The sequence below is a fragment of the Blastococcus colisei genome (genome assembly GCF_006717095.1).
GTDB classification, from domain to species: domain Bacteria; phylum Actinomycetota; class Actinomycetes; order Mycobacteriales; family Geodermatophilaceae; genus Blastococcus_B; species Blastococcus_B colisei.
In genome coordinates this window covers 481410-507513 of record NZ_VFQE01000001.1, presented here as the reverse complement: position 1 = coordinate 507513, position 26104 = coordinate 481410, and the positions used below count along the sequence as shown (strand labels likewise).

Here is a 26104-nt window from a genome sequence, read left to right as displayed (position 1 = left end):
TCCCCCGCATACCTTCTCCTCATGCTCTCCACGCTCCTGGTCATCGGCGGTGTCCTTGTCGGACTGCTCGTGCTCCTCGCCCTGATCGTGAGCCTCAGCGCCAGGCCGCAGACCCGCGCGGCCGGCGTGCCCTCGCCGACGCCGTCCTGGGTCGTCGACGCCGGCCGGCCCCACCCCGACGCGTGGGCGTCGCTCCCGGCCACCACGACCAACGAGATCCCCGCGGTCCGCTGACCCCGGCGTCCCGGCGGCTGCGAGCGCGCGCCGCCGGGACGGCCCGGTCACCGCTGCACCGGACTCCAGTCGGTCTCCCTGCGCAGCACCGGCTTGAGCACCTTGCCGCCCGGATTGCGCGGCAGGGCGCCCGGGCGCACCGCCACGAACTGCGGCACCTTGAAGTCGGCCAGGTGCTCGCGGGCGTGGGCGAGGAACACCTCGACGTCGAACTCGGTGCCGGGCGTGGGCACCACGACCGCGCCGACCTTCTCCCCCATCATCGGGTCGGGCACGCCGACGACCGCGATCTCGAAGACGCCGGGCGCCGCGGCCAGGGCGTTCTCGACCTCGACGCAGTACACATTCTCCCCGCCCCGGTTGATCATGTCCTTCGCCCGGTCGACGATGTAGGTGAATCCGTCGTCGTCGATGCGGGCCAGGTCGCCGGTGCGCAGCCAGCCCTCCGCGAACGCCTGCTCGGTCGCCTCCGGCTTGTTCCAGTAGCCCTGCACGACCTGGGCGCCACGGATCAGCAGCTCGCCGACGCCCGTGGTCGTGTCGACGTCGGTCAGGTCGAGGTCGACGACCGGGGCCGGGAAGCCGACGGAGTCGGCATGGGTGTCGGCGTACTCGTGCGGGAGGAACGTGGAGATCGAGGAGGTCTCCGACAGGCCGAAGCCGTTCCCTACGCGGGCAGCCGGGAAGCTGCGCTTGATCTGCTGCACGAGCTCCGGCGCGATCGGCGCCCCACCGTAGGTGGCGAATCGCACGCCGCTGACGTCCACGTCCGCGAACTGCTCCTGACTGATCGCCAGCCAGAAGATCGCGGGAACCGTCGTGACGATGGCGATCCGTTCCTCGGGGATGACGCGCAGGAACCGCCCGACGTCGAAGACCGGCATGATGACTGCCGCAGCGCCACCCTCGAGGGTCGGGAGCAGCTGGCTGTTGCATCCGGTCACGTGGAACAGCGGCACCGAGATGAGGTTGCGCAGCGACGGGTCGTGCCCAGGCAGGCCGACCACCCGCCGGGCGTTCTCCGAGTTGGTCAGGAAGTTCTCGTGGCTGGTCATCGCCCCCTTGGGGAAACCCGTCGTCCCGGAGGTGTAGAAGATCGCGGCCAGGTCCTGCCTCCGCAGGTCCTCGGCCGCGTAGGGCTCGCCGTCGGGCAGCGCCGCGCCGGGCCGCAGCACCACCCGGGCGCCGCTGTCATCGACGACGTACTGCGCCTCTGCGTCGGTGAACCGGGTGTTCACGGGTACGGCGACGCCGCCGGCCATGAGCGTGCCGAGGAAACCCAGCACCCACTCGATCCCGTTGCCCAGCCGGATGGCCACCCGGTCGCCACGCCCGACGCCGCTCGCGCGCAGCCCGCCGGCGACCCGGGCGGCGGCGTCCCACAGCTCCCGGTAGGTGAGGCGGGGGCCGTCCACCTCGACCACCGCCTCGGCGTCGGGATCGCGCTCCACCGACGTCCGGAGCATGGCGACGACGGAGTCGGGCAGCTCCGTGTAGCGCTTGATCCCGGCCGCATCGCGCTCGACACCGGTCTCGTCGAAGGGTCGAAGGACCATCAGTACGTCCCGACGTTCTCGAAGTAGCTCCGCGGGTTGGTCACGAGCATGGTCTCGATCTGCTCGTCGCTGACCCCGTGCTCGCGCAGGTAGGGAAGCACCTCCTCGTGGATGTGCGTGTAGTGCCACTGCGGCAGCAGGTCCATGACGCCCGGCGCCAGCCAGTCGATGTAGCAGGAGGCGTCCTGCGAGAGCACCATGCGGTCCGCGTAGCCGCGCCGGCACATCTCGACGACCGTGTCGGCACGGGCCTCGAACGTGGTGTCCAGGTTGATGCCGAACCGGTCCATGCCGAGGATGAACCCGGCGTCGGCCAGCTCGCTGAGGTGGTCCACGTCCGTCGTGTCCCCGCTGTGGCCCAGGACGACGCGCCGTGGGTCGACGCCCTCGTCATCGAGGACCTTCTGCACCGCGAGCCCCTGCCGGCTGCCGGGGTGGGTGTGCACGGTGATCGGGACGCCGGTGCGGCGGTGGGCCTTGGCGACGGCGCGCATCACCCGTTCCACACCGGCGGTCATGCCCTGGTGGTCGATGGCGCACTTGAGGAAGCCGGCCCGCACGCCCGTGCCCGCGATGCCGTTCTCGATGTCGCCGACGAACATGTCGACCATCGGGTCGGGCACCTCGGCACCGACGGCCTCGTTGAGGGCCGGCCCACGGTAGTGGAAGAAGAACGGGACGTCGTCGTAGGTGTAGCAGCCGGTGGCCACGACGATGTTGAGGTCGACCTGCTCGGCGATCCGCTGGATGCGCGGGATGTAGCGGCCCAACCCGATCACCGTCGGGTCGACGATGGTGCGGACGCCGACCCCGGCGAGCCGGTTCAACTTCTGCACGGCGTCGGCGACCCGGTCGTCCTCGCTCCCCCATTCCTCCGGGTAGTTCTGCTGGACGTCGGCGTTGAGCACGAACACGTGCTCGTGCATGAGCGTCTGGCCGAGCTCTGCGGTGTCGACAGGGCCCTTCACGGTCTGGACCTGCGGCATGGCGTTCTCCTCCTGGATGGTCATGTGCCGGCGCGGCGCCGGGCGATGGCGGTGGACAGGGCGACGGCGACGAGCAGCGCCGCGCCGTTGAACGTGGGCTGGACCCAGTCGGCGGCCCCGGCGAGCACCAGCCCGTTGACGCTGACGGCGACGAAGAGGACACCCAGCAGCGTGCCCAGCACGTTGAACCGGCCCGGCTTGATGGCGGTGGCGCCCAGGAACGCCGCGGACAGGGCGGCGAGGGTGAACCCCGGGCCCACCTGGGGGTTGGCCGTACCGGCGCGCGCCAGCAGCAGGACGCCGGCCACCCCGGCGAGCGCGCCGGACAGGACGAAGCTGGAGAGCACGTACCGGTCGACCCGCAGACCCACGAGGCGGGCCGAGCCGGGGCTGACCCCGACCGACGCCAGGTACCGGCCGTAGGGCGTGTGGGTGAGCAGGTAGTAGACCGCGAGCGCGACGACGGCCAGCGAGAAGACGGTGCGCGGCAGCCCGAGCCAGGTCCCCGAGCCGAGCGCCGTGATGCTCTCGGGGATGCCGATGCTGATGACCTGGTTGGCCGTGTAGAGGGAGATGAGGCCGGCCACCAGGGTGGACGTGCCCAGGGTGGCGATCAGCGCGTTGACGCCGATCTTGGCCACGAGCACGCCGTTGACCAGCCCCACCACGCAGCCGGAGAGGACGCCGAGCAGGATCGCCACCGCGACCGGCAGGTCGTGCTCGGCGGCCATGCTCGCCGTGATGATGGAGGAGAGCCCGACCACCGAGCCCACCGACAGGTCGAACTGCCCGCAGGTGAGCGGGATGATCGACGCGAGCGCCGTGACCGCGATGACCGCCTCGTTGCCGAGGATGTTGCGCAGGTTGGCCGGACTCGGGAAGGTTTCGCTGGTCGGTCCGTAGGCGCTGAAGAACACGCACAGCAGCACGAGGAGGAGCAGCAGGGCGTAGCGCTCGAGGAACGGCATGAACCGGGCCGTCCGCGGCGCCGGCGGCCCGTCGACGGCGGTCTCGGACCGGACCGGTCCGGCCGGGTCGGGCGCCCCCTGGTCCGGCGTCGTCCGAGCGGGAGTGGTCGTCATGCGGGGACCTCCGCGGTCAGGTAGGAGAGCTCGGTCAGCCGCTGCTCGGTGATGTCCGGCGCGTGGAGCTCGGCGGCCACCACGCCGTCGCGCAGCACGACCACCCGGTCGGCGACGTGGGACATCTCCTCGAAGTCCGAGGTCACCAGCAGGACCGCGGTCCCGCGGTCGACCGCGGCACGGACGTGGGCGTAGATGTCGGCGCGGGCGTTCACGTCGACGCCCTGGGTCGGCTCGTCGAGGAGCAGGATCGTCGGCTCCCGCCGCAGCCAGCGCCCGAGGACGACCTTCTGCTGATTGCCGCCGGACAGCGTGCCCGCGGGTGGGAGGTCGGTGGCGGGCTTGACCGCGTACTGCTGCACGAGCCGCTGAGCGTCGTCCCGCTCGCTGCGGTGCCGGAGCCGCCCTCTGCGCCAGTACGTCGGGACGACGGCGGCCGAGAGGTTCTCCCGGACCGACATGCCGGGGAACAGCCCCTCCGAGCCGCGGTCCTCCGGCACCATCGCCAGCCCGGCCTTCATCGCCTGGCGCGGCCCCCGGGGCCGCAGGGGCTTCCCCTCCAGGAGCACCTCGCCGGCCGTCACCGGCAGGTCGCCGAAGAGCGACCGCAGCAGTTCCGTGCGCCCCGAGCCGAGGAGCCCGGCCACGCCCAGGACCTCCCCGCGGTGCAGGTCCAGGTCCACACCCCGCAGCGGACCGGTCGCCAGGCCGCGCACCGACAGGACCACGTCCTGGCGCCGGGTCGTGCGGGGCTCGGGGAAGACCCGGTCCAGCGGGCGCCCCACGATCAGTTCGATCAGACCGTCCTCGGTCATGCCCGGCACCGGCCGGGAGCCGACGACGTTCCCGTCGCGCAGCACGGTCACCTCGTCCGCGAAGTCGAGCACCTCGCCCAGCCGGTGACTGACGTAGACGATCGTCTGGCCCGCCTCGGCGTACCGGCGCAGCGCCGACAGGAGCACCTCGACCTCGGTGACCGGGAGGGACGCCGTGGGCTCGTCGAGCACGAGGACGCCGTCCCGGGCGCCCTCCTGGTCCTGCAGGGCCCGCGCGATGGCGATCATCACCCGGTCGGCCGGGCGGAGGGCGGCGACGGGCATGTCCGGCGTCGCCGGGATGGCGAAACGGTCGAGCACCTCGGCGGTGCGGCGCCGGGTCGCGCCCCAGTCGATGCGACCGGTCCGCCCGGTGACGAACCCGCGGCCGATGGCGATGTTCTCCGCGACGGTGAGGGCCGGGAAGACGGCCGGGTCCTGGTGCACGAAGTGCAGCCCCTGCTTCTTGGCCACCTCCGCCGACCACGAATCAGCGGGCGTCTCGACGTCCCCGATCGAGATCGAGCCCCCGGGATCGGCCCGGTGGACGCCGGCGAGCAGCTTCACCAGCGTCGACTTGCCCGATCCGTTGCCACCGAGGAGCGCGTGCACCTCGCCCCGCCCGACGGTGAGCCCCGCCTGCCGGAGGACGGTGGTCGGACCGAAGGTCTTGCTCAGCCCGGAGGCGCGCAGGACGACGTCCTGCGCGCCTCCGGTCGCGTCGCTCAGGACAGGCCCCAGATCGTGCGGTAGTTGGCCTCGTAGTCCTGCGTGGGCTTGCCGTCGGCGTCGACGTTGCCGTCGTAGAAGGAGGTCTCCGTCGGCAGCGTCGACTCGGAGTCGAGCGTCTGCATGCCGATGCCGGCGTCGACCTGCTCCTCGCCCTGCAGCAGCCTGTTCATGCCGTCGATGGCGGCCCAGCCCACCCATCGGGCGGGAGCGCCGGCGATCATGTCCTGCCCCTTGCCCTCGCGGACGAACCCGAGGTTGGGCGAGAGACCCTCGCCGCCGGTGACGAGCATGTCGGCGTCCCGACCGGAGGCCGTGACGGCCTGGGCGATGCCGAGCGTCAGTGCCGCGTCGTAGGGGACGTACATGACGTTGGCGTCCGGGTGCTGGGTGAGCGCGGCGGCGGCCTTCCCCTGCAGCTGACCGGTGACGAGGTCGGTCAGCGTGAAGGGGATCTGCTTGACGATCTCGCAGCCGCCGCAGGGCTCGATGTGCTTCTCGAAGCCCTTGTAGAGGTGCTGCCCGACGAGGATGTCGTCCTCGATGAACTGGATGATCTTCGCGTTGCCCTCGGTCTCGGCGATGACGTAGTCGGCGACGCTCTTGGAGTACACGTCTTCCACCTGCTCGGCGTAGGTCATGCCCTCCTCGTAGAGGATCTCCGCGTCGAACAGCGGCTCACCACCGCCGAGCAGGGGGTCGTCGCAGTCCAGCGAGTAGAACGCGAAGATCTTGACCCCGGCGGCCTTGGCCTCCTCCAAGGGAGCCTTCGCGGCGACGCAGTCGACGACGTCGAGGATGATGCCGTCGGCCTGGTCCGCGATGGCCGTGCGGATGCCCTGGGCGAAGACGTCCGGGGTGCCCTTGCCGTCGAAGACGGTGACGTCCCAGCCGAGCTGCTCCCCGGCGTCCTTGGCGCCGGCCGCAGGAGCCGAGCAACCCTCGCCCGCCTCGGTGCAGGAGATGACCCAGATGTTCTGGTCGGACAAGGGTGCCGGCCCGCTCTCCGGCAGCGCACGGTCGGTGCCCTGCCGGTTCTGCTCGACGGCGGCCTTCGCCTGCGCGACGAGCTCGCTGTCGGCCTCGGAACCGGCGCTCGCGGTCTCGGCGTCGGACCCGCCGCAGGCGGCGACGAGCGACAGGCATGCCACGGCGGACAGGACGGCGAGACGGGACCGGGGGGGTCGGGACACGTGTTCCTCCTCGACGCGACACGACCGGCCGCGAGTGCAGGAAGTGTGTCGAGGGCCCCCGTACGGGGGGCAGTGGTTGCGGTCCTACAGTTGCAGCCCGTTGTGTGTGACGGGTCACACCGCCCGTCCGTCCTCAGAACGACCGTCGAGGAGCCCGTGAGCAGCCCCGTCCCCGCCCTGCTGGACCAGTCCCCCGTGCCGCCTCCACCGGAGTTGGTGGAGGCCGTCTCCCGGCGGCTCGGCGAATCCGTCCGGCGCATGGTCGCGGGCTTCGTGGAGGGGATCCCGTTCTACCGCCGGCTCCCCGACGAGCAGCTCCGCGGCGAGATCGCCCAGGTGTGCCGGGACAACATGGCCGCGTTCATCCGCTGCTGCCGCGAGGATCGGCTCCCCGCCTCGGGGGAGCTCACCGCCGCTCGCGCGGGCGCAGCCCGGCGAGCGGAGGAAGGCGTCCCCCTGGACGCGGTCCTGATGGCCTACGTCATCGGCAACCAGGTGACGTGGCAGATGCTCGTCGAACAGGTGCCGCCCGGCCGTGAGGCGCAGGTGGCCGCCTTCACCCCGTACCTCCAGCGCTACCTGCAGGCCATGCTCCAGGCGGTCACCGAGGCCTACGACGCCGAACGCCGCTCCATCGAGCACCACGAGGGCTCTGCCTGGCGCGACCTGGTGCAGGGCGTCCTCGAAGGCACGGCCCCGCACGTGCTCGCACAGCGACTGGGCGTCGTGCTGGCCGATGGCTACCTGGTGGTGGCCCTGCAGTTGGGGCCCACCGACGACGAGCAGGACGAGGCCGTCGACGTCGACGTCGCCGGACGGCGGAAGGTGCGGCGCGTGCAGGCAGCGGTCGACCGGCTGCCGGGACGATCGGCCGCGCTGGCGTCGCTGTCCCCGGCCGGGGGCCTGGTGCTGCTGCCGGGCACGGGGACGTCGCTGCCGGGGCCGGCGGAGACGGCCCGCGCGGTGGACCTCCTGGCCCGGGCGGCCGGCGCCCGACCGACCGCAGTCTGGGTACCGGCGCCGACGGTGGACCGGGTGCCGCATGCGGCCGCGCAGGCGGGCGACCTCCTGGAGCTCGTCCGCGTGCTCGGCCGGCGCCCCGGGGTCTACTCCGTCGACGACCTGGTCCTGGAGTACCAGCTGTCGCGCCCCGGCCCCGCGCGCGAGCGGCTCGCCGAGCTGCTGGCCCCCCTGTCGGCCCACCCCGACCTGCTCGAGACGGCCCGCTGCTGGCTCGCGCACGAGCGCAATCGCAGGGAGGCCGCCGAAGCGCTGCACGTCCACCCCAACACCCTGGACAAGCGGCTGGACCGGATCGCCACCCTCACCGGTCTCGACCTGTCGACCAGCCGAGGGGTCGGGACGCTCCAGGCAGGTCTGGTCGCACTCCACGTCGAGCGCTCCACCGCGAACCTGCCCGCCGAACCGCCGACCTGACCCCCGGGTCCGGCCGCTGCGCATCCCGCCGTCTCGCCCCGGGGGGCTGGCCGCCCGGGGGCCCGGTGTGGTGGAGTCCCGGGCACTTCGCCGCATCGGAGCGGCGGAACGAGATCCGGGAGACCCGTTGACCGCACCCACCGTCCACGCAGCGCGCACCGTCGAGGTCGGCGACATCTCGGTCGCCGTCCAGGAGTACGGGGAAGGTGAACCGCTGCTCATCATCAACGGCACCAGCCAGTCCCTCGGCTTCTGGGCCGAGGCCGCACAGGTGTGGGCGGGCAGCTATCGCGTCATCACCTACGACCTGCGGGGACTCGGGGCTTCCGAGCGCGGAACGGCCGAGATGACGGTGCCGACGCTGGCTGCCGATGCGCGTGGCCTGCTGGACGCGCTCGGCGTGGAGCGGGCCCACGTGCTCGGGTACTCCCTGGGCAGCGCCACCGCCCAGGAGCTGGCCCTGCTCGCGCCCGAGCGGGTGGCCTCGCTCGTCCTGCTGTGCACGTGGGGCCGGACCGACGGCTTCCAGCGCGCGGTCATCACCGGCCTCGCGCATCCGTGGCGGACCGGTGACATGGAGGCGGCGCTGGGCGCGCTCGGTATCGCGTTCTCACCCGAGCTGCTGAACAGCCCCGAGTTCGGCGCCCTGGTCGAGCAACTGCTGCCGCTGTTCCCGAGCACGCCGGCGCAGATCGCCGCGACCGCCGAGCAGTGGGACGCCGATCTGCTGCACGACACGCTCGACCGGCTGACGGACATCACCGTCCCCACCCTGGTCGTCGCCGGCGAGCAGGACCTGCTCACACCGCCGTGGCAGGGCCGCGCGGTCGCCGAGCGCATTCCCGGCGCCCGGTTCGAGCTCTTCACCGGCCCGGGTTCCAGCCACGCACTCGGCGTGGAGCGGGCCGAGGAGTTCCTGCCCATGTCGCTGCAGTTCCTCGGCAAGCACGCGATGTCCTGAGCGCGAGCGGTCGGGGTGGTCCGCCCGTGGCGGGCCACCCCGACCGCGCCCGCACGCGCGTCAGGCCCTGCCCTCGATGAGGGCTCGTTGCAGCCGGTCGGCCATGTCGACGTCGGGTGTCCGATTGGCGAGCACGTCGGCGTACAGGAACGACTCGCCGATCCGCACGAGAGCGAAGGCCAGCGCCCCGGGCTCGAGGATCAGCTCGAGACCGGCCTCCTGGACATCGCGCCGCAACAGCGCCTCGACAGCCGCGACGACGCCAGGCTGGATGGCGCCTCGTGGGTCGGTGAGCACCCGGATCGCGAGTGCGGGCTCGTCGTCCAGGAGCCGGCGCAGGCCGGGCGCCGCAGCGATCCGCTGGTTGAACAGGCGCATGACCCCCGTGGACCGCAGACCCTCCGGGCCGAGCTCCCACTGACGTTCCGCCGCGGCGAACGTCCGCTCGGTCAGCAGCCACAGAGCCCTCCCGAGCAGCACCTCCCGCCCGCCGACGTGCCGGAACAGGGTGACCCGGGAGACGCCGAGCTCCGCGGACAGGCCCCGCATGTCCAGGCGCCGGCCGTCGTGCACCCACCGGGCGGCCAGCTCCTGCGCCCGCCGCGCCAGCTCGGGCCAGTCGTCGGCGCCGGCGTCGCTCCGGGGCCGCGGATCGGCCGGCCCGTCGGCGGCCGCCTCCGGCGTCGCGCCGTCCGGAGGGGGATCCGGTGGGCCCATGAAACACATCCCTTGACTGTTTCACCGCCGAGCTGGCAGCTTCATGACCCAGATCACACCCGGCCGGCGCCCGACATCCCGTCCACGCATCATCCCAGGAGCAGTGTCATGACCGAGTACACGATCGCGATCCTGGGCGCCGGCATCGGCGGGCTCGGCATGGCGGCGAAGCTCAAGAAGGAGGGGAAGTCCTCCTTCGTCGTCCTGGAGAAAGCCGACGCGGTCGGGGGGACGTGGCGCGAGAACACCTATCCCGGCGCCGCCTGCGACGTGCAGTCCCACCTGTACTGGTACTCCTTCGACGATCAGCAGCCCGACTGGACCCGCCTCTACGCGCAGCAGCCGGAGATCCGGCAGAACGTCGAGTCCTTCGTCGAGCGGTACGACCTCGCCCCGCACATCCGGCTGAACGCCGAGGTGAACCGCGCCGAGTGGGATCACGAGCGTGGCCGGTGGCTGATCGGCACGACCGCCGGAGAGCAGATCGTCGCCGAGGTGTTCGTCGGCGCCTGGGGCCAGCTCAACCGGCCGTCGTTCAAGGGCATCGAGGGGCGGGAGAGCTTCCGGGGCGCCTCGTTCCACTCGGCCCAGTGGCGCCACGACGTCGATCTCGCGGGCAAGCGGGTGGCAGTCGTCGGCAACGGGGCCAGCGCGGTCCAGATCGTGCCGCAGATCGCCGGGGACGTGGCCTCCCTGACGGTGTTCCAGCGCTCGGCGAACTACCACGTACCCCGGATGGACCGTGCCTACGACCAGGACGAGCGGCAGCTGTACCGCGGCGCGGCCCGGCTGCTGGAGAGCCGGGAGGCCTTCTTCGCCGAGCACGAGAGCTGGGTCGGCGCCATGAAGCTCGACGCCAACCCGGTGCTCGACGAGTTCTACCGCATCGCGAGGGAGCTGCTGGAGACCCAGGTGCCCGACGCCGAACTCCGCGAGAAGCTGTGGCCCGACTATCCCCTCGGCTGCAAGCGGGTTCTCGTCGCCGACGACTACTACCCCGCGCTGATGCGCGACAACGTGGAACTGGTCACCGAGCGCATCGCCGAGGTGGTCCCCGAAGGTCTCCGCACCCGGGACGGCGCCGTCCACGAGCTCGACGTGGTCATCTACGCCACCGGGTTCGAGACCCTGTCGTTCCTCGGCGACCTGGAGATCACCGGCCGGGACGGGCGGTCCCTGCGCGATGTCTGGCACGACGGGGCGCGTGCCTACCTCGGCACCACGGTCAGCGGCTTCCCCAACCTCTTCCTGCTGTACGGCCCCAACACCAACCTGGGCCACAACTCGATCATCCTGATGCTGGAGTGCCAGTACGACTACGTCCTCCAGGCACTGCGCACCCGTGCCGAGACGTCGGCCGTCGCCCTGGACGTTCGACGGGAGGCGATGCACCGGTTCAACGACCGCCTCCAGGAGACGCTGCGCGGCACGGCCTTCGCCGGCGGCTGCACCAGCTGGTACAAGACCGCCGACGGGCACATCACGAACAACTGGTCCGGCAGCGTCGGGGAGTACCAGGAAGCCATGCGGACGTTCCGGCTCGACGACTACGAGGTGCTCCAGCCGGCGACCGCCTGACGCGGCCTGCGCGACCCAGGCCGAGGTGGCCTGGGCTCACGCTGCGTGGGCCGGCCATCCACGCACCGCAAGCGGCGCTCCCGATCGGCTCCACGGCGCTCGACCCCCTGGCTCGCGGTCCGCGTCAGGGCCATGCTCGGAACCGTGCCGTCCGCATGTGGCGGCAAGGGCGGAGGTGTCGATGGCCGGGCGGGACCGTCCCCGGTTGCATGCCGCCCAGTTGCTGCTCCTCGTGGCCGTCCCGATCGCCGGTGCGCTCGTGGCCGCGCTCCTGCTCCCCTGGCTCCTCGGCCCCGGCCTCGTCGTCCGGTCCAACGCCGACCTGCTCGCCCCCCTGCCGGTCGAGCTCGGCGACAGCACCCCGGCGGGGAACTCCGTCGTCCTGGCCGCCGACGGTTCCCTGATCACCCACTTCTACCGCCACAACCGGACGCCGGTGACGGCCGACGCCATCGCCGAGGTGATGAAGCAGGCCCTGGTCGACATCGAGGACTCCCGCTTCTACGAGCACCGCGGGCTGGACGTCGAAGGCACCGCCCGGGCCCTGATGCGCAACCTGATGGCCGGCAGCGTCATGGAGGGCGGCTCGACGATCACCCAGCAGCTGGTCAAGCAGACCCTGCTGCAGACGGCGACGACGCCGGAGGAACGGCTGGCCGCCACGGAGGAGAGCATCGGCCGCAAGCTCCGCGAGGCCCGGCTGGCCCTCGCGCTGGAGCGTCAGTACTCGAAGGCGGAGATCCTCACCCGCTACCTCAACATCGTGTACTTCGGCCGAGGCGCCTACGGCGTCCAGGCCGCGGCGCAGCGGTACTTCGGCGTCAACGCCGCCGATCTCACGCTGCCGCAGGCGGCGATGCTCGCCGGGCTGGTGCAGACGCCCACCAACGACGACCCCGTGGCCTACCCCGAGGCCGCGGTGCAACGGCGCGACCAGGTGCTGCAGCGGATGCACGCGCTCGGCCACATCACCGCCCAGGAGCTCGCCGAGTTCCTCGGTCAGCCCGTCCAGGTCAACCCCACCGAGCCGCCGCCCAACGGCTGCGTCGACGCCCTGGTGGGTGCGTTCTTCTGCGACTACCTCCAGCGTCACCTGACCGGCACGCTCGGGCTCACCCAGGAGCAGCTCGAGACCGGTGGCCTCACGATCCGGACGACGCTGCGCCCGGACCTGCAGGTGGCCGGCGACCAGGCGGTCGTGGCGAACCTCGCCCTGGACGATCCGCTGGCCGGGATGTTCACCGCGGTGGAGCCGGGGACCGGGAAGGTCCTGGCCATGAGCGTCAACCGCCGGTTCGGCTACGACGCGGCCGACCCCACCCAGGAATCGGTCAACCTCAACCTGGTGGCCAGCCAGGGCGCCGGGTCCACCTACAAGGTCTTCGTCGCCGCCGCCGCGCTCGAACGCGGGATCCCGCCCTGGCACACGATCACCACCAGCGACCCCTACGTGTCGCGGGTGTACAAGAACGGACGGGCGCCGTACGTCGTGCGCAACGCCGGCCGCTATCCCGCCACGCTGGACATGACCGAGGCCCTGATCCGGTCGTCGAACACCTACTTCGTGGCGCTGGAGGACCAGCTGGGCAGCGTGGAGGGCCCGGTCCGGACGGCGCAGGAGATGGGCCTGTTCTCCCTCGACCCCGTGGCCGACCAGGTGGTCGCCGAGAACCGCGGCTCGTTCACCCTCGGCGCCGAGGCGACCAGCCCACTCGCCCTGGCCAACGCCTACGCCACGCTCGCCGCCTCCGGCACGCAGTGCGACCCCACCCCGGTGACCGAGATCCTGGACCGCGACGGCGCTCCCCTGGCCGGCCCGGACGGCGCGCCGTTGCCGGTCGGCAGCAGCTGCACGCCCGAGGCGGTGCGTCCCGACGTCGCGACGACGCTGAACCAGATCCTCGTCGGCGACACCGCCCTGCCCATCGGCACGGGCACCCGGGCCGCGATCCCCGGCCACCAGATCGCGGGGAAGACCGGTACCAGCCAGGACCGCTTCTCGGTCGCCTTCGTCGGCTACACTCCGCAGTACGCGGCGAGCGTCATGGTCCTCAACCCGAAACGGAACGAGGACCTCGGCGGCTACGGCGGCCGGCTCGCCGCGCCGATCTGGCGGGCCGCGATGCTGCCGGTCCTGACCGCCCAGGCGCCGGTGCCTTTCCCGCCCCCGGGCATCCCGCTGATCGACCCGGCCCCACCACCGCCACCGCCGCCGCCACGGCGCCCGCCTCCCCCGCCGCCCGAGGCTCCCCCGCCGCCCGAGGCTCCCCCGCCGCCCGAGGCTCCCCCGCCGCCCGAGGCTCCCCCGCCGCCCGAGGTACCTCCGCCGCCCGAGGTGCCTCCGCCGGACCAGTTGCCCGCCGGGCAGTTCCCCTTCGACGCCCCCGGGTTCCCCTTCGACTGACCGTGCCGGCTCGGGCCCCGGCGCGCCGTCAGCCCACCATCAGCTCGGCGGCCCGCTCGCCGAGCATCACCGCGGTCGCCGCGGGGCCGCGCGAGGTCACCTGCGGCATGACCGCGGTGTCGACGACCCGCAGACCGGCCACCCCCCGGACCCGGAGCCACTGGTCGACCACGGCACCGGGATCGTCGTCCGGGCCCATGCGGGCGGTGCCGGCCAGGTGCACCGCGGTGGTCAGGTGCGCCCGCACCCACCGGTCCAGCTCCTCGTCGCGGTCGAGGACCGCGGTGGGCACCCCGCCGCCCGGGGCCACGAGTGGCGCGAGCTCGCGTGCGCGCAACAGCGCGGCCGCCAGCCGGACGCCGTCCCGCATCCGCCGCCGGTCGGCCTCCTCGGTCAGGTACCGGTACTGCAGGCGTGGCTGCCGGAGGGGGTCGCCGGTCGTGAGCGAGAGCCGGCCGCGGCTGCTCCCCTGCTGCAGCCCCACGCCGATCGCCAGCTCGTCCTCGTGCGGGGCCGATCCGGTGATCCGGCCGAACGGCGCGAGCCAGGGCAGGAGCTCCAGGTCCCCGGGCCGCGTCGCCCCCTCCGACGTCGCGTGCAGGACGCCGTGCAGCGGCAGCCGTCCAGGGAGCAGCGGCACCGGCCGGGCGGGCCGGAAGCCCAGGTAGACGAGCGGATGATCGGTGGAGCCCGCGCCGACACCGGGCACGTCGGCGACGACCGGCAGCCCCACCGACCTCAGGTGGTCGGCCGGGCCGATGCCGGAGAGCAGCAGCAGCTGGGGCGATCCGACGGCGCCGGCCGAGAGCACGACCTCACCGGCCCGGACGACGCCGCCGGTCGTCTCCACCCCGACTGCGCGGCCGGCCTCGACGACCAGCCGCCGCACGCGCACCCCGCCCCGCACGGTCAGTCCCGGCCGTCCGCGGCGGGGCGAGAGGTAGGCCATCGCGGTGTTCACCCGGACGCCCCCGGACACGGTCAGCGGCACCGGCCCGTAGCCCGGCGGACCGTCGCCGTTCTTGTCCGGCTCGCCCGGGTGCCCCAGCTCCTCGGCGGCCGCGGCGAAGCCGTCGGCCAGGGGATGTCCGTCGCGCGGTCGCCGGACCGGCACCGGCCCGTCCGCCCCGTGGCCCGGGCGGCTCCCGAAGTCGGCATCGGCCTCCAGCCGGCAGAAGGCAGGGAGGACGGCGTCGTAGCACCACAGGTCGTTGCCGGCCGCGGCCCAGCCGTCGAAGTCCGCCCGCGTGCCGCGGATGAACGAGCCGGCGTAGAGCGCGCTCGAGCCTCCGGTCACCCGGCCGCGCGGAACCCGCGTGATCCGGCCGGGGACCAGCTCCGCCTCGAGGTTCCAGTTGGCCTCGTGACCGGGCACGGACGCCCGCATCGTGGCGGGATCCCGGAGCTCGGCCGGGAAGTCCCCGGGCTGCCGGTGGTCGGCTCCGGCCTCGAGCAGGAGCACCCGCCGGCCCGCATCGGCCAGCCGGGCGGCCACCGCGCAGCCGGAGGTCCCCGCGCCGACGACGACGACATCCCACTCCTCAGCCATCGGACTGGCCCGGCACCCCCTCCAGGCCCAGCACCCCGGGCAGGTCCAGCCGGCGCACCTTGCCGGTGGAGGTGCGAGGAAGGTCGTCGAGCCGGTGCAGCACCTTGGGCCGCTTGGCCGCCCCCAGCCGTTCCCGCGCCCAGGCGCCCAGGTCGCCCGGATCGGCGCGGCCCACGTAGGCCGCCGCGACCCGCTGGCCCCACTCCTCGTCCGGCACCCCGAACACCGCGCTCTCCACCACGTCCGGATGGGCGTCCAGCACGGCCTCGACCTCTCCCGGGTAGACGTTGACGCCACCGGAGATGACCAGGTCCTCCCGCCGTCCGTCGAGCCACACCACGCCGTCCCGGTCCACCCGGCCGAGGTCGCCCACGGTGACCAGGTCGCCGCGCCAGGCCGCCTCGGTCTTCTCCGGCGCCAGCCAGTACTCGAAGCGCGCCCACGGCGGCACGGCGCACCACAGCTGGCCCCGCTCGTCGGTCTCCAGCCGGCGGCCGGGCCGGGCGCGTCCGACGCTGCCCGGGTGCGCCAGCCAGTCCTCGGGCGAGCACACGGTGAACTGCGCCTCGGTGGAGCCGTAGAACTCCCAGACGCTGTCCTCCGGGGCGGCGTCCAGCACCGCCCGCTTGAGCGGTGCCGGACAGGGGGCGCCGGCGTGCACGAGGCGGCGGAACGACGACCAGTCGACATCGCCGTGCCCGAGGAGCCGCTGGAGGTGGGTCGGCACGCAGAACGTCGTCGTCGGTCGCAGGGTGGAGATCGCGGCGGCCGCCCGGGCGACGTCGAAAGGGCCGGGCAGCAGCACCTGTCCGCCGGCCAGCAGGGTGTGGATCGCGAAGCGCAGGGGCGCGCTGTGGTACAGCGGGGAGAGCACCAGGTGCCGGTCGCCGGGCCCGAAGTCCCAGAGCGCGATCTCCTCGGCCGCCAGCGCGCGGGCGTCGTCCTCGGAAAGCACGCCGGACCAGACACCCTTGCGCCGGCCCGTCGTCCCGGACGTGTAGTGCATCGGGCGGGCCAGTGGCACGTCGGCGAGGTCGACCTCGGCGGTTCCGGTCAGCAGCCGGGCCGGTTCGGCGCCGACGTCCAGGGCCGGGTCGGCGTCCTCCGCCAGCGCCGCCCGCTCGGCCGGCGGCAGGCCGGGATCGGAGACCACGGGCACGATCCCGGTCCGCAGGGCGCCGAGGACGACGGCCAGCAGGGCGGGCGAGGCGGCCGCCGACACCAGCAGCCGGTCGCCCGCGCGGAGTCCGGCAGCGGCCAGCGCGGCCGCCGCACGGCGCTGGTCGCGCTCGCTGTCGGCCGCGGAGAGGATCGGCACGTTCCTCATGCCGGGCGGACGGTGTCGCCCGTGGAGGTCTCGACACGGCCCTCGGCCTGCAGCTTCGCCAGGGTGGCGCGGGTCGACTGCGTCGCCGCCGGCCACAGCTGCCGCGGCACCTCCGCGTAGACCGTCGCGACCAGCTCCTCGACCGACCCGGCGCCGGCGGCCAGCGCCGTCAGCAGCTGGTGCTCGCGGTAGGCGCGGTGGGCCAGGTAGTAGTCGAGCACCGCGCCGGGGTCCACGGTGAGCTCCGGCCCGTGCCCGCAGTACAGGGCGCTCGGACCGAGGTCGTGCACCCGGCGCAGGGACTCCAGGTAGGCGACGACGTCGCCCTCCGGGTGGGTGACCACCGAGGTGCCGCGGCCCAGGACGTGGTCGCCGACGAGCACGGCGCCGGACTCCAGGCGGAAGGCCAGGTGGTCGCGGGTGTGCCCGGGCGTCGCGACGACGTCGATCGTCGTGCCGGCCAGGCCCAGGCGCTCACCGTGGTCGAGCACGCGGCCGCCGGCCCCCGCCACCGCGGCACTGGCCGCGGCGACCGGCGCGCCGAAGCGGCCGCCCCACGGCAGGGCCGCCTCCGCGTGGTCGCCGTGGTGGTGGGTGACGAGGACGGCGACGCAGCGGGCGCCACGCGCGGCCAGCACGGCCTCGACCGCGGTGAGGTGCGCCGCGTCGTCGGGTCCGGGGTCGACCAGCACCGCCTGGCCGCTGCCGGGCGCCCCGACGACGTAGGTGTTGGTGCCGTCGAGCGTCATCCCCGACGGGTTGGGCGCCAGGACACGGGAGACCAGCGGCTCCAGGTCCGCCGTCCGGGGCAGCTCTCCCGGGGCAGGAAGGAACCAGGAGGCGCGCGGGTCGGCCGGGGCGTCCACGCTGGGCACGTTAGCCGGACCGCTGGGCGCAGGCGCATCCGGCGACTAACCTCGCGCCCATGCGCCGAACCCTCACCATGGCCCGCAACGGGCTCTCCCTCGCCGCCGCCGTGGTCCTGGTCACCGCCTGCGGCGGCTCCGACGGCGAGGACGCGGCGTCGTCGGAGAGCAGCGCGAGCAGCTCCAGCGCCGCCGAGACGACCGCCGCGGAGTCCGACTCGGAGTCCGACTCGGAGTTCTGCAGCCAGGCCCAGGCAGCCTTCGAGCAGGTGGAGCCGGCATTCACCGGCGGCGGCGACGACCCGGCCGCCCTGGCCACCGCTCTCCAGCAGGCGGCCGACGACGTCCGCGCGATCGAGCCCCCGAGCGAGCTCGAGAGCGACTGGGCGGCGCTGGCCGACGGCATCGAGCAGTTCGCGCAGGCCTTCGCCGACGTCGACGTGACCGACCCGGCGAGCGCGGCCGAGCTGCAGCAGCGGAGCACCGAGATCATCGGCGAGCTGACGACCTCGGCGACCAACGTCCAGACCTACCTCGCCACCGAGTGCGGCCTCGAGGTCGACTCGACCGAGCCCGCCGCCCCGACCAGCTGAACGGACCCGAGCACGACTGCGGCCCGCCACTCATCCCCGAGGTGGCGGGCCGCAGCTGTTCGTGAGGGGGCTTCCTCAGCCGCCGCAGCCGCCGATGTAGACGCCCCGGGCGTTGAGCCAGGGGACCGGGTCCAGCTGGTTCCTGTAGAGCTGCCCACCGGAGTGCACCTCGAAGTGCAGGTGCGGACCGGTCGACTGGCCGCGGTTGCCGACCTCGGCGATCACCTCTCCGGCGGAGACGCGCTCCCCGTAGGAGACGAAGTACCGGTGCACGTGCCCGTAGACGGTGACGTAGCCGTCGTCCCCCAGGATGTAGACGGCCTGACCGAAGCCGGTGGCCGGGCCCGCGCGCCGGACCACGCCAGAGGTGGCGGCGTAGACGTTCGTCCCGATGGGCGCGGCGATGTCGACGCCGTAGTGCGTCACGCCCCAGCGTGCGCCGTAGCAGCTGCTCACCCGGCCCGAGGTCGGCGCGACGTAGTTGCCGCCGCCACCGCCGCTGCTGGCACCACCACCGCCGCCACCGCCGCCACCGCCTCTGTTGGCCGCCTCAGCGGCAGCCGCGGCGCGCGCGGCGGCCTCCTGTGCGGCGCGGGCGGCGGCTGCCTCCTCCGCCTGCCTCTGGGCGACCCACTGCTGGTAGGCGTTGCGGGCGCCCTGGAGCTCCAGCAGCCGGATCTGCGCGGTCTGGAGCTGCGCCTCGTACTGCGTCTTCTGTGCGGCCACCTGCTCGTAGGCGCCCTGCTGGGCGGCCAGCTGGCGGTCGGCCTCCAGCTTGGCCACCTCGGCGGCCTCCTCCGCGGCGGCCATCTCGTCGCGTGCGGCCCGGGCGGCGGAGTCGGCGTTGGCCTGGGTCACCTTCGCGACCTCGAGCTGGCCGAGGACGTCGACCTGGTTGTCGGCCACGTAGTCGAGCATCGCGGCGTTCTGGATGAGCTCGCCGGGACCGGCGGAGTCCAGCAGGGCTGCGGTCGTGCTCAGCTGCGAACTCTTCATGTAGCTGTCCCGGGAGAAGAGCGCGATGCGGGCCTGGGACGCCGCCACGGCGTCGGCCGCGGCCTGCAGCTCCGCGGCGGTCCGGTCGGCGACCTCCTGCGCCTGCAGCAGTGCGTCCTCGGCCAGCATGTAGGCCGTTCCCGCGGCCTCCGCGAGCACGCCCACCTTCTCCAGCTCGGCCTCGGCGCCGGCCACCAGGGCGGCGATCCGGCCCACCTCGGCGGCGGCGGCGTCCTGCTCGGCCTGCGCGGCACCCAGCTGGTCGTCGGTCGGGTTCGGCGGCGCGGGCACGGCGGAGGCGGGACCGGCGGTTCCGATCAGCACGACGCCGGTGACGACGGCGACGAGGGCGTTCCGCGCGAGGCTCGCCCGGCGGCCCGCGACCGGCCGGCGGGCACGGGATCGCCCGGGGACCGACGGAGTCGCCGGTCCGGATCGACGGCGCTGGAACATGGTTTGCGCTCCCTGGGGAAGAGGGTGGGCTGTGGTGCCCAGCGAGAGTCGCAGCACCACCATGAGTCACAAAGGCAACACGCGGAACACGTGAGGCACCGTCGCAAGAACGGTTAGTGACCGTCCCGCGACTGTCGGTATGTCGACATCCCGGGTCAGGCGGGTGGGCGCTCCAGCTCGTGCGCCAGCTCGTCCAGCTCTGCGCCGCCGGCCATGAGCCGGGTCAACTCGTCCCGGTCCACCTCGTCCTTGGCGAACGTCCCGAGACTGCGTCCCCGGTTGAGCAGCAGGAAACGGTCGCCGACGGGATGGGCGTGGTGCGGATTGTGGGTGATCAGCACGACGCCCACCCCGCGATCGCGCGCTTGGGCCACGTACCGCAGGACGACGCCGGCCTGCTTGACCCCGAGCGCCGACGTCGGCTCGTCCAGGATCAGGACCCGCGCACCGAAGTGCACCGCGCGGGCGATCGCCACGGACTGGCGCTCGCCCCCGGACAGGGTGCCCACGGGCTGATCGGGGTCGCGCAGGTCGATGCCCATCTCGGCCAGCGCCCGGCGGGTCGTCTCCCGGGCGGCGGCCGCGTCGAAGCGCCGGAACGGGCCCCATCCCCGCGTCGGCTCGGCACCGAGGAAGAAGTTCCGCCAGATCGCCATCAGCGGGATCATCGCGAGGTCCTGGTAGACGGTGGCGATCCCGGCGTCCAGCGCCTCCCGGGGAGCACCGAAGGTCACCGGCTGCCCGTCGAGCAGCACCTCGCCCCGGTCCGGCCGGTGCACGCCGGAGAGGACCTTGATCAGGGTCGACTTCCCAGCGCCGTTGTCCCCCAGCACGCAGGTGACCTCTCCGGCGCGGACGGTCGTGCTGATGCCGTCGAGGGCGATCACCGAGCCGTAGTCCTTGCCGACGTCCCGCAGCTCCAGCAGGGACGGGGTCCCGCTCATCGCACGCCCCTCATCGTCGGGCCGCCTCGGCGTAGCGACGGACCAGCCGGTTGGCCAGCACGGCGAGCAGCAGCATCGCGCCGAGGAAGAAGTAGAACCAGTCGGCGTCCCAGCGCAGGTAGGGGATGCCGAGCTGGGTCATGCCGAAGATCAGCGCGCCGAGCGACGCACCGATCGCCGAACCGAAGCCGCCGGTGAGCAGGCAGCCACCGATGACCGCGGCCACGATGTAGATCAGCTCCTGCCCGATACCGGTGTTGGCCTGCACGGAGGTCAGCCGGACGGCGAGGGTGACGCCGACGAACCAGGCCGCGGCCGCCGTGGTCATGAACAGGGTGATCGTGGTGCGCCGCGCCGGGACGCCGACGTTGCGTGCGGCCACCTCGTCCCCGCCGGTGGCGAACACCCAGTTGCCGAAGCGGGTGCGCAGCAGCACCCAGGTGGCCAGCGCCGTGAACAGCGCCCACCAGAGGATGGCCACCCGGAACTCCGTGCCCGCGATGCTCAGGCGCGAGGCGAACAACCACTCTGCGGCGGCGTATCCGGGGACCTCGTCGATGCCGCCGACGGTGACCGTGCTGGTGAACAGCTTGGTCAGCCCGAGGTTCAGACCCTGGAGCATGAGGAACGTGCCGAGCGTGATGATGAAGCTGGGCAGCCCGGTGCGGGTGACCAGCCAGCCGTTCGCGAACCCGATCGCCAGGGCCACGACCAGGGCGGCGCCGATCGCGACCCACAGGTTCTGCCGGAACTCGACGGCGACGACGCCCACCGTCAGTGCCGTCGTCCCGACCATGACACCGGCCGACAGGTCGAAGTGGCCGCCGATCATCAGCAGCGCCACCGCGACGGCCATGATGCCGAGCGTCGACGCCGGGTCCAGCCAGTTCGCCACCCCGCGCGCGGAGCGGAAGACCTCCGACTGGACGGCGAAGAAGGTGAACACGGCGACCGCCCCGATGAGCGCGCCGAGCTCCGGCTTCACCAGCAGCCGGCGCAGCGGCCCGGCCACGGCCAGCCGCTCGTCGGCCCGCCGCTCGGCGGGGGTCCGCGGCGCCCCGGCCGTCTGCTCGCGCGTGCTCAGCGCGTGCCGGCCGAAGCGAGGTCGGCGATCTCGTCGACGTTGCTCTCGTCGACGATCCCCGGGCCGGTGAGCACCGGCTGCCCCCCGCCGACGGTGTTGAGGTTCTCCGCGTACAGCTTCAGCATCACGATCGGCAGGTAGCCCTGCTCGTACTGCTGCTGGTCCACGGCGAACGCGATGTCGCCGTCCTGGATGCCCGCGATGACGTCGGAGTTGAGGTCGAACGTCGCCACCTGCGCGTCCGAGCCGGCGTCGGCGGCCGCCGCGACCGCGACCGCGGCGACGGCGGAGTTCAAGGTGAGCACGGCGTCGATGGTCGGGTCGCTCTGCAGCTGCGAGGTGATCGTCGACTGGGCGCCCTGCAGGTCGTTGATGTCCACCTGTAGCGGAGTCACCGCGGCGCCCAGGCCCTCCGACGCGCCGGAGCAGCGCTGCTCCAGACCGATGTTGCCGGCCTCGTGGACCACGCACAGCACGTTGGTCGCACCCGAGGCGGCCAGCTCCTGCCCGGCGCCCCGCCCCGCGATCGCCTCGTCCTGGCCGACGTGCCCGATGGCACCGAACTCCGCCGACCGCTCGCCGCCGGAGTTGATCGTCACGACCGGGATGCCGGCGTCCACGGCCGCCTCGACCGAGTCCTGGAGCGCGTCGGGGTTGGCCATCGAGACCACGATCCCGTCGACGCCCTGGTTCACGGCCGCGTCGATGAGCTGCGCCTGCCGCTGGGGGTCGCCGTCGCTCTGGTAGTCCACGGAGATCCCGAGGTCCTCGCCCGCGGCCTCGGCCCCGTTCTGGACGACGTCCCAGAACGCGTCCCCCGCCGAGCCGTGCGTGATCACGGAGAAGGCGAGGTCACCGCCGCCGCCACCTCCCCCACCGCCACCACTGGCACCGTTGCCGCCGGAGTCGCCGCCGTCGGTCGTGCAGGCGGCGAGCAGGAGCGGTGCCGCCACCGCGATCGCCAGCAGACGGTGGGGTCGGGCCATGGAGTCCTCCTGTGCTCGCGGGAGCTCCTCCGCCCCCGCCGGTGTTCCTCGCCGAATCATGCCCGCACGGGCGCGCCGGTGCGGACGGACCCGCGCACGGGTGGGGTGGGGGGCCCGCGGAACGGACTACCGACCGCAGGAGATCTAGGCTCCTGGGCGTGGAGATACTGAGCTCGGGTCACGAACAGGTCGTCTTCTGCAGCGATGCCCGATCGGGGCTGAGAGCGATCGTCGCGATCCACTCCACGGCGCTGGGCCCAGCGCTCGGCGGCACGCGGTTCTACCCCTACGCCAGCGAGGAGGCGGCCGTCGAGGACGCGCTGCGGCTGTCGGCGGCGATGTCCTACAAGAACAGCCTGGCCGGCCTGGACCTCGGTGGCGGCAAGGCAGTGATCATCGGTGATCCGCAGACCGACAAGACCGAGGCGCTGCTGCGCGCCTACGGCCGCTTCGTCGAGGCGCTGGGCGGGCGGTACCTGACGGCGTGCGACGTCGGCACCTACAACGCCGACCTCGACGTCGTCGCCCGGGAGACCCGCTTCGCCCACGGCCGTTCGGAGGCCTACGGCGGCTGCGGCGACTCGTCGGTCCTCACCGCCTACGGCGTCTTCCTCGGCATGCAGGCGGCCGCGCAGCACTGCTGGGGCTCGCGGTCGCTGGCCGGTCGCACCGTGGCCGTGGCCGGCGCCGGCAAGGTGGGCTCGCACCTGATCGGCCGCCTGGTCGACGACGGCGCGGAGGTCGTGGTGACCGACGTCGACCCGGCTGCGGTCGCGCGCGTGCAGGCCCGGCACCCGCAGGTGACGGCGGCGCCCGACACGGCCACCCTGATCCGCACCCCGCACGACGTCTATTCCCCCAACGCGCTGGGCGGCGCCCTCGACGAGGGGACGGTGGCGGCGCTGCCCTCGCGGGTGGTCTGCGGCGGGGCGAACAACCAGCTGGCCACGCCCGACGTCGCCGAGCAGCTGCGCGGCCGCGGCATCCTCTACGCGCCCGACTACCTGGTGAACGCCGGCGGGGTCATCCAGGTCGAGGACGAGCGGCACGGGTTCTCGTTCCAGCGCGCGCAGGCCAAGGCGATGAGGATCTTCGACATCGCGCTGCAGGTGTTCCGCGCCGCCGACGAGGAGGGCGTCTCGCCCGCCGTCGCGGCCGATCGTCTCGCCGAGGAGCGGATGCGCTCGGTGGGGCGGCTGGCGGCCATCCGCCTCCCCCGCTGATCACTCGGGCCTAGGTGGGTCGTTCCTGCGGACCTGCTCGTGCTCCTCGCCACGGCAGTGTGGAGGTCGGTGCGCGGCCGCTGGGGCGGGGTCCATCGCGGGCGCGTCAGGCGTGGAGCGCGCGGAGCACGCCGTAGAAGGCGACCTTGCTCTCGAAGCCGATGCCGGGGGTCTCGGTGAGCCCGACGTAGCTGTTCTCGACGACGGCGCCGTCGGCGAATCCGCCGGTGGGCTGGAACTCACCGGGGTAGGACTCGTTTCCTCCCAGCTTGAGCGCTGCGGCGATGTGGAGAGAGAACTGGTGCCCGCCATGGGGGATGCAGCGCCGCGAGGACCAGCCGTGCTGGACGAGCATCTCCTGGATCCGCAGGTACTCGGTCAGACCGTAGCTCAGGGCCGGATCCACCTGGATGTAGTCGCGGTCCGGACGCATCCCGCCGTAGCGAACGAGGTTGCGGGCGTCCTGGAGGGAGAACAGGTTCTCGCCGGTCGCGATGGGGCCGCGGTAGTGCTCGGAGACGACCGCGTTCAGCTGGTAGTCCAGCGGGTCGCCGATCTCCTCGTACCAGAACAGGCCGTAGGGCTCGATGGCCGTGCCGTACTCGAGCGCGGTGGCGAGGTCGAACCGGCCGTTGACGTCGACGGCCAGGCGGGAGCCGTCGCCGTCGAGCACCTCGAGGACGGCCTCGATCCGCTGCAGGTCCTCGGCGAGGTCCGCGCCGCCGATCTTCATCTTGACCACGCGGTAGCCCTGGTCGAGGAAGCGCTGCATCTCCTCCTGCAGGTCGCGCAGGGTCTTGCCGGGTGCGTAGTAGCCGCCGGCGGCGTAGACGAAGACCTTCTCGTCGGGGTTCCCGTCGCCGTAGCGGTCGGCGAGCCACCGGTAGAGCGGCTGCCCCGCGATCTTGGCGGCGAGGTCGAACAGCGCCATGTCGATCACGCCGACGGCGACGGATCGCTCGCCGTGCCCACCGGGCTTCTCGTTGGTCATCACCACGTCCCAGGCCCGCGAGGGATCGAGCTGGCCGTCCTCGGCGAGCAGCGACTCCGGATCGGCGGCGAGCAGTCGCGGCACGATCCTCCGCCGCAGGATCTCGCCGGCGCTGTAGCGGCCGTTGGAGTTGAAGCCGTAGCCGACCACCGGTTCGCCGTCGCGCACGACGTCGGAGACCACCGCCACGATGGAGCTGTCCATCGTGCTGAAGTCGATCCAGGCGTTGCGGATGGACGAGCTGATGGGGACGACGCCCTCGTGCACCGAGACGATCTTCACTGCGTTCTCCATCGTTGGAATTCATAATGTGTAACGGATGCTAGGCTATCGCAACCCCGCGCACGGGAATCGGGTCTGCACGAGAGGCGAAGGCCATGACGAGCGGCACCGTGTTCTCGAGCAAGGGTGACGTGGCCTACGCGGAGCTACGGGCCCGCATCCTCAGTGGCGACCTGCCACCCGGCTCGCGCCTGGCTCAGCACGATCTCGCTCGAGCACTGGGCATGAGTCTGACGCCACTGCGGGAGGCGATTCGTCGGCTCAGCAGCGAGGGTTTCATCATCCTCGACACCCACCGGAACGCGCGGGTCGCTGCGGTGAACGCTACCGAGGCCCGCCACCTCTTCGAGGTGCGGCTGTCGCTGGATCCGACTGCCGCCGAGCTCGCGGCACGACGCCGCACGGATGCCGATGTCACCGCCCTCCGCGTTGCCGCCGCCCGCCTGCTGCCGGTGACTCGGGCTCGGGGCGAGGAGGGGCTCAGGGCGCACCGCGCGTTTCACCGCGCCCTGTACATCGCCTCGCACAACGACGTCCTCGTGAGGACGCTCGACGACCTCTGGGACAAGGGGGACCGTTACCGCAGCCTCGGGCTCGACCTCCCGCCCGGAGACGAGCCGCGGACTCGCGACCACCGCGAACACCACGAGCTCCTCGAGCTGATCACGGCCGGGGAGGCAGCCGGAGCGCGCGAGCTCATGCGGGGCCACGTCGAGCGCAGCCTCACCGCCACCGCGATCACCGTCCTCGAACAACGCGAGCACGAGCAGGCAAGCGTGGCCACGCAAGCCGGCTGAGTCCGGCAGGCCCCACCAGCGAGGGTCCAGGATCGCTGCGGCCGATGTGTTCGGTCGTGCAGAGGCCGATGGTCGACTCCATGCGCGTCGTCCACGGGGCCCGCCCCCGCACCACGACCTCCAGATCGCCGACGCCCGGGCGGGAAGTCCCGGCAGCACGCCCGGCACCGAGGCGGCTCGACCTACTGCCCGCCAGGCCCACGGCACCCACACGGGGGACGTGCCGCGCCTGAGGGGGAGGGACGTGTGCCCGTCGCCGATCCGTGTCGTAAGGTTGTCCAAGACATTGTCACTCAGTCGGGGTCGCCACGCGGGCCGTTC

Annotated in this window: 22 protein-coding genes; 8 read left to right on the top strand and 14 right to left on the bottom strand. The window is 72.9% G+C overall.

Translation table 11 applies throughout. From position 1 onward, the window contains the following. The first annotated feature begins 21 nt into the window (after positions 1–21). Complete coding sequence (locus tag FHU33_RS02345) at positions 22–234, top strand: hypothetical protein (protein ID WP_142023902.1); 213 nt, start codon at positions 22–24, stop codon at positions 232–234. A 47-nt stretch (positions 235–281) separates the two neighbouring features. Here FHU33_RS02345 and FHU33_RS02340 read toward each other — a convergent pair whose 3' ends face one another. The 5 genes from FHU33_RS02340 to FHU33_RS25295 are packed head-to-tail and all read right to left on the bottom strand — an operon-like array spanning position 282 to position 6595. Continuing rightward, positions 282–1790: a class I adenylate-forming enzyme family protein gene (locus FHU33_RS02340; protein ID WP_142023901.1), complete on the bottom strand. Its 1509-nt coding sequence runs from the start codon at positions 1788–1790 to the stop codon at positions 282–284. Continuing rightward, complete coding sequence (locus FHU33_RS02335) at positions 1790–2776, bottom strand: phosphotriesterase family protein (RefSeq protein WP_142023900.1); 987 nt, start codon at positions 2774–2776, stop codon at positions 1790–1792. The genes FHU33_RS02340 and FHU33_RS02335 overlap by 1 nt, the downstream gene beginning before the upstream one ends. A gap of 20 nt (positions 2777–2796) precedes the next feature. Beyond that, positions 2797–3858, bottom strand: a complete 1062-nt coding sequence (locus tag FHU33_RS02330) for an ABC transporter permease (RefSeq protein ID WP_142023899.1) — start codon at positions 3856–3858, stop codon at positions 2797–2799. Next, positions 3855–5351: a sugar ABC transporter ATP-binding protein gene (locus tag FHU33_RS02325; protein WP_281281665.1), complete on the bottom strand. Its 1497-nt coding sequence runs from the start codon at positions 5349–5351 to the stop codon at positions 3855–3857. Before FHU33_RS02325 ends, FHU33_RS02330 begins: the two co-directional genes overlap by 4 nt. A gap of 47 nt (positions 5352–5398) precedes the next feature. Continuing rightward, on the bottom strand, positions 5399–6595 hold the full coding sequence (locus FHU33_RS25295) for a sugar ABC transporter substrate-binding protein (protein ID WP_142023897.1): 1197 nt from the start codon (positions 6593–6595) through the stop codon (positions 5399–5401). A gap of 156 nt (positions 6596–6751) precedes the next feature. On the opposite strand from FHU33_RS25295, the gene FHU33_RS02315 reads away from it, so the two are divergent. Further along, positions 6752–8032, top strand: a complete 1281-nt coding sequence (locus tag FHU33_RS02315; protein ID WP_142023896.1) for a PucR family transcriptional regulator — start codon at positions 6752–6754, stop codon at positions 8030–8032. A gap of 127 nt (positions 8033–8159) precedes the next feature. Then, complete coding sequence (locus FHU33_RS02310; protein ID WP_142023895.1) at positions 8160–8993, top strand: alpha/beta fold hydrolase; 834 nt, start codon at positions 8160–8162, stop codon at positions 8991–8993. 60 nt (positions 8994–9053) lie between these two features. On the opposite strand, the gene FHU33_RS02305 is transcribed toward FHU33_RS02310, so the two are convergent. Continuing rightward, the gene (locus tag FHU33_RS02305) at positions 9054–9710 is read right to left on the bottom strand and encodes a QsdR family transcriptional regulator (RefSeq protein WP_170182296.1); all 657 of its coding nucleotides are present in this window, start codon (positions 9708–9710) and stop codon (positions 9054–9056) included. Positions 9711–9818: 108 nt separating this feature from the next. Between FHU33_RS02305 and FHU33_RS02300 the strand changes: the two genes are divergently transcribed. Continuing rightward, complete coding sequence (locus FHU33_RS02300; RefSeq protein WP_142023894.1) at positions 9819–11288, top strand: flavin-containing monooxygenase; 1470 nt, start codon at positions 9819–9821, stop codon at positions 11286–11288. Between the two features lie 181 nt (positions 11289–11469). Beyond that, positions 11470–13692, top strand: coding sequence for a transglycosylase domain-containing protein (locus tag FHU33_RS02295; RefSeq protein WP_142023893.1), 2223 nt, complete (start codon positions 11470–11472; stop codon positions 13690–13692). A 28-nt stretch (positions 13693–13720) separates the two neighbouring features. On the opposite strand, the gene mftG is transcribed toward FHU33_RS02295, so the two are convergent. Genes mftG through FHU33_RS02280 form a run of 3 tightly spaced genes read right to left on the bottom strand, consistent with a single transcriptional unit; the run spans position 13721 to position 17434 of the window. Further along, positions 13721–15241, bottom strand: a complete 1521-nt coding sequence (gene mftG / locus FHU33_RS02290; protein ID WP_142023892.1) for a mycofactocin dehydrogenase MftG — start codon at positions 15239–15241, stop codon at positions 13721–13723. Continuing rightward, positions 15234–16568: a class I adenylate-forming enzyme family protein gene (locus FHU33_RS02285; RefSeq protein WP_142023891.1), complete on the bottom strand. Its 1335-nt coding sequence runs from the start codon at positions 16566–16568 to the stop codon at positions 15234–15236. The genes mftG and FHU33_RS02285 overlap by 8 nt, the downstream gene beginning before the upstream one ends. After that, a complete protein-coding gene (locus tag FHU33_RS02280; RefSeq protein WP_142023890.1) occupies positions 16565–17434 on the bottom strand; it encodes an MBL fold metallo-hydrolase in 870 nt (289 codons plus the stop codon). The genes FHU33_RS02285 and FHU33_RS02280 overlap by 4 nt, the downstream gene beginning before the upstream one ends. A gap of 59 nt (positions 17435–17493) precedes the next feature. On the opposite strand from FHU33_RS02280, the gene FHU33_RS02275 reads away from it, so the two are divergent. Continuing rightward, positions 17494–18027, top strand: a complete 534-nt coding sequence (locus FHU33_RS02275) for a hypothetical protein (protein WP_142023889.1) — start codon at positions 17494–17496, stop codon at positions 18025–18027. Positions 18028–18102: 75 nt separating this feature from the next. Here FHU33_RS02275 and FHU33_RS02270 read toward each other — a convergent pair whose 3' ends face one another. From FHU33_RS02270 to FHU33_RS02255, 4 genes are all read right to left on the bottom strand, one after another. Beyond that, positions 18103–19476: a M23 family metallopeptidase gene (locus FHU33_RS02270; protein ID WP_142023888.1), complete on the bottom strand. Its 1374-nt coding sequence runs from the start codon at positions 19474–19476 to the stop codon at positions 18103–18105. A 155-nt stretch (positions 19477–19631) separates the two neighbouring features. Continuing rightward, positions 19632–20420, bottom strand: coding sequence for an ATP-binding cassette domain-containing protein (locus FHU33_RS02265; RefSeq protein ID WP_142023887.1), 789 nt, complete (start codon positions 20418–20420; stop codon positions 19632–19634). Positions 20421–20430: 10 nt separating this feature from the next. Then, positions 20431–21432 (bottom strand): ABC transporter permease, encoded by a 1002-nt coding sequence (locus FHU33_RS02260; RefSeq protein ID WP_211354977.1) that lies wholly within the window; start codon positions 21430–21432, stop codon positions 20431–20433. A gap of 68 nt (positions 21433–21500) precedes the next feature. Then, the gene (locus tag FHU33_RS02255) at positions 21501–22490 is read right to left on the bottom strand and encodes a sugar ABC transporter substrate-binding protein (RefSeq protein WP_142023886.1); all 990 of its coding nucleotides are present in this window, start codon (positions 22488–22490) and stop codon (positions 21501–21503) included. Positions 22491–22648: 158 nt separating this feature from the next. Here FHU33_RS02255 and FHU33_RS02250 point away from each other — a divergent pair, with 158 nt between their 5' ends. Beyond that, positions 22649–23713 (top strand): Glu/Leu/Phe/Val family dehydrogenase, encoded by a 1065-nt coding sequence (locus tag FHU33_RS02250; RefSeq protein WP_142023885.1) that lies wholly within the window; start codon positions 22649–22651, stop codon positions 23711–23713. 106 nt (positions 23714–23819) lie between these two features. On the opposite strand, the gene FHU33_RS02245 is transcribed toward FHU33_RS02250, so the two are convergent. Beyond that, the gene (locus FHU33_RS02245; protein WP_211354976.1) at positions 23820–24998 is read right to left on the bottom strand and encodes a mandelate racemase/muconate lactonizing enzyme family protein; all 1179 of its coding nucleotides are present in this window, start codon (positions 24996–24998) and stop codon (positions 23820–23822) included. Between the two features lie 83 nt (positions 24999–25081). Between FHU33_RS02245 and FHU33_RS02240 the strand changes: the two genes are divergently transcribed. After that, a complete protein-coding gene (locus FHU33_RS02240) occupies positions 25082–25783 on the top strand; it encodes a GntR family transcriptional regulator (RefSeq protein ID WP_142023884.1) in 702 nt (233 codons plus the stop codon). Positions 25784–26104: the final 321 nt, after the last annotated feature.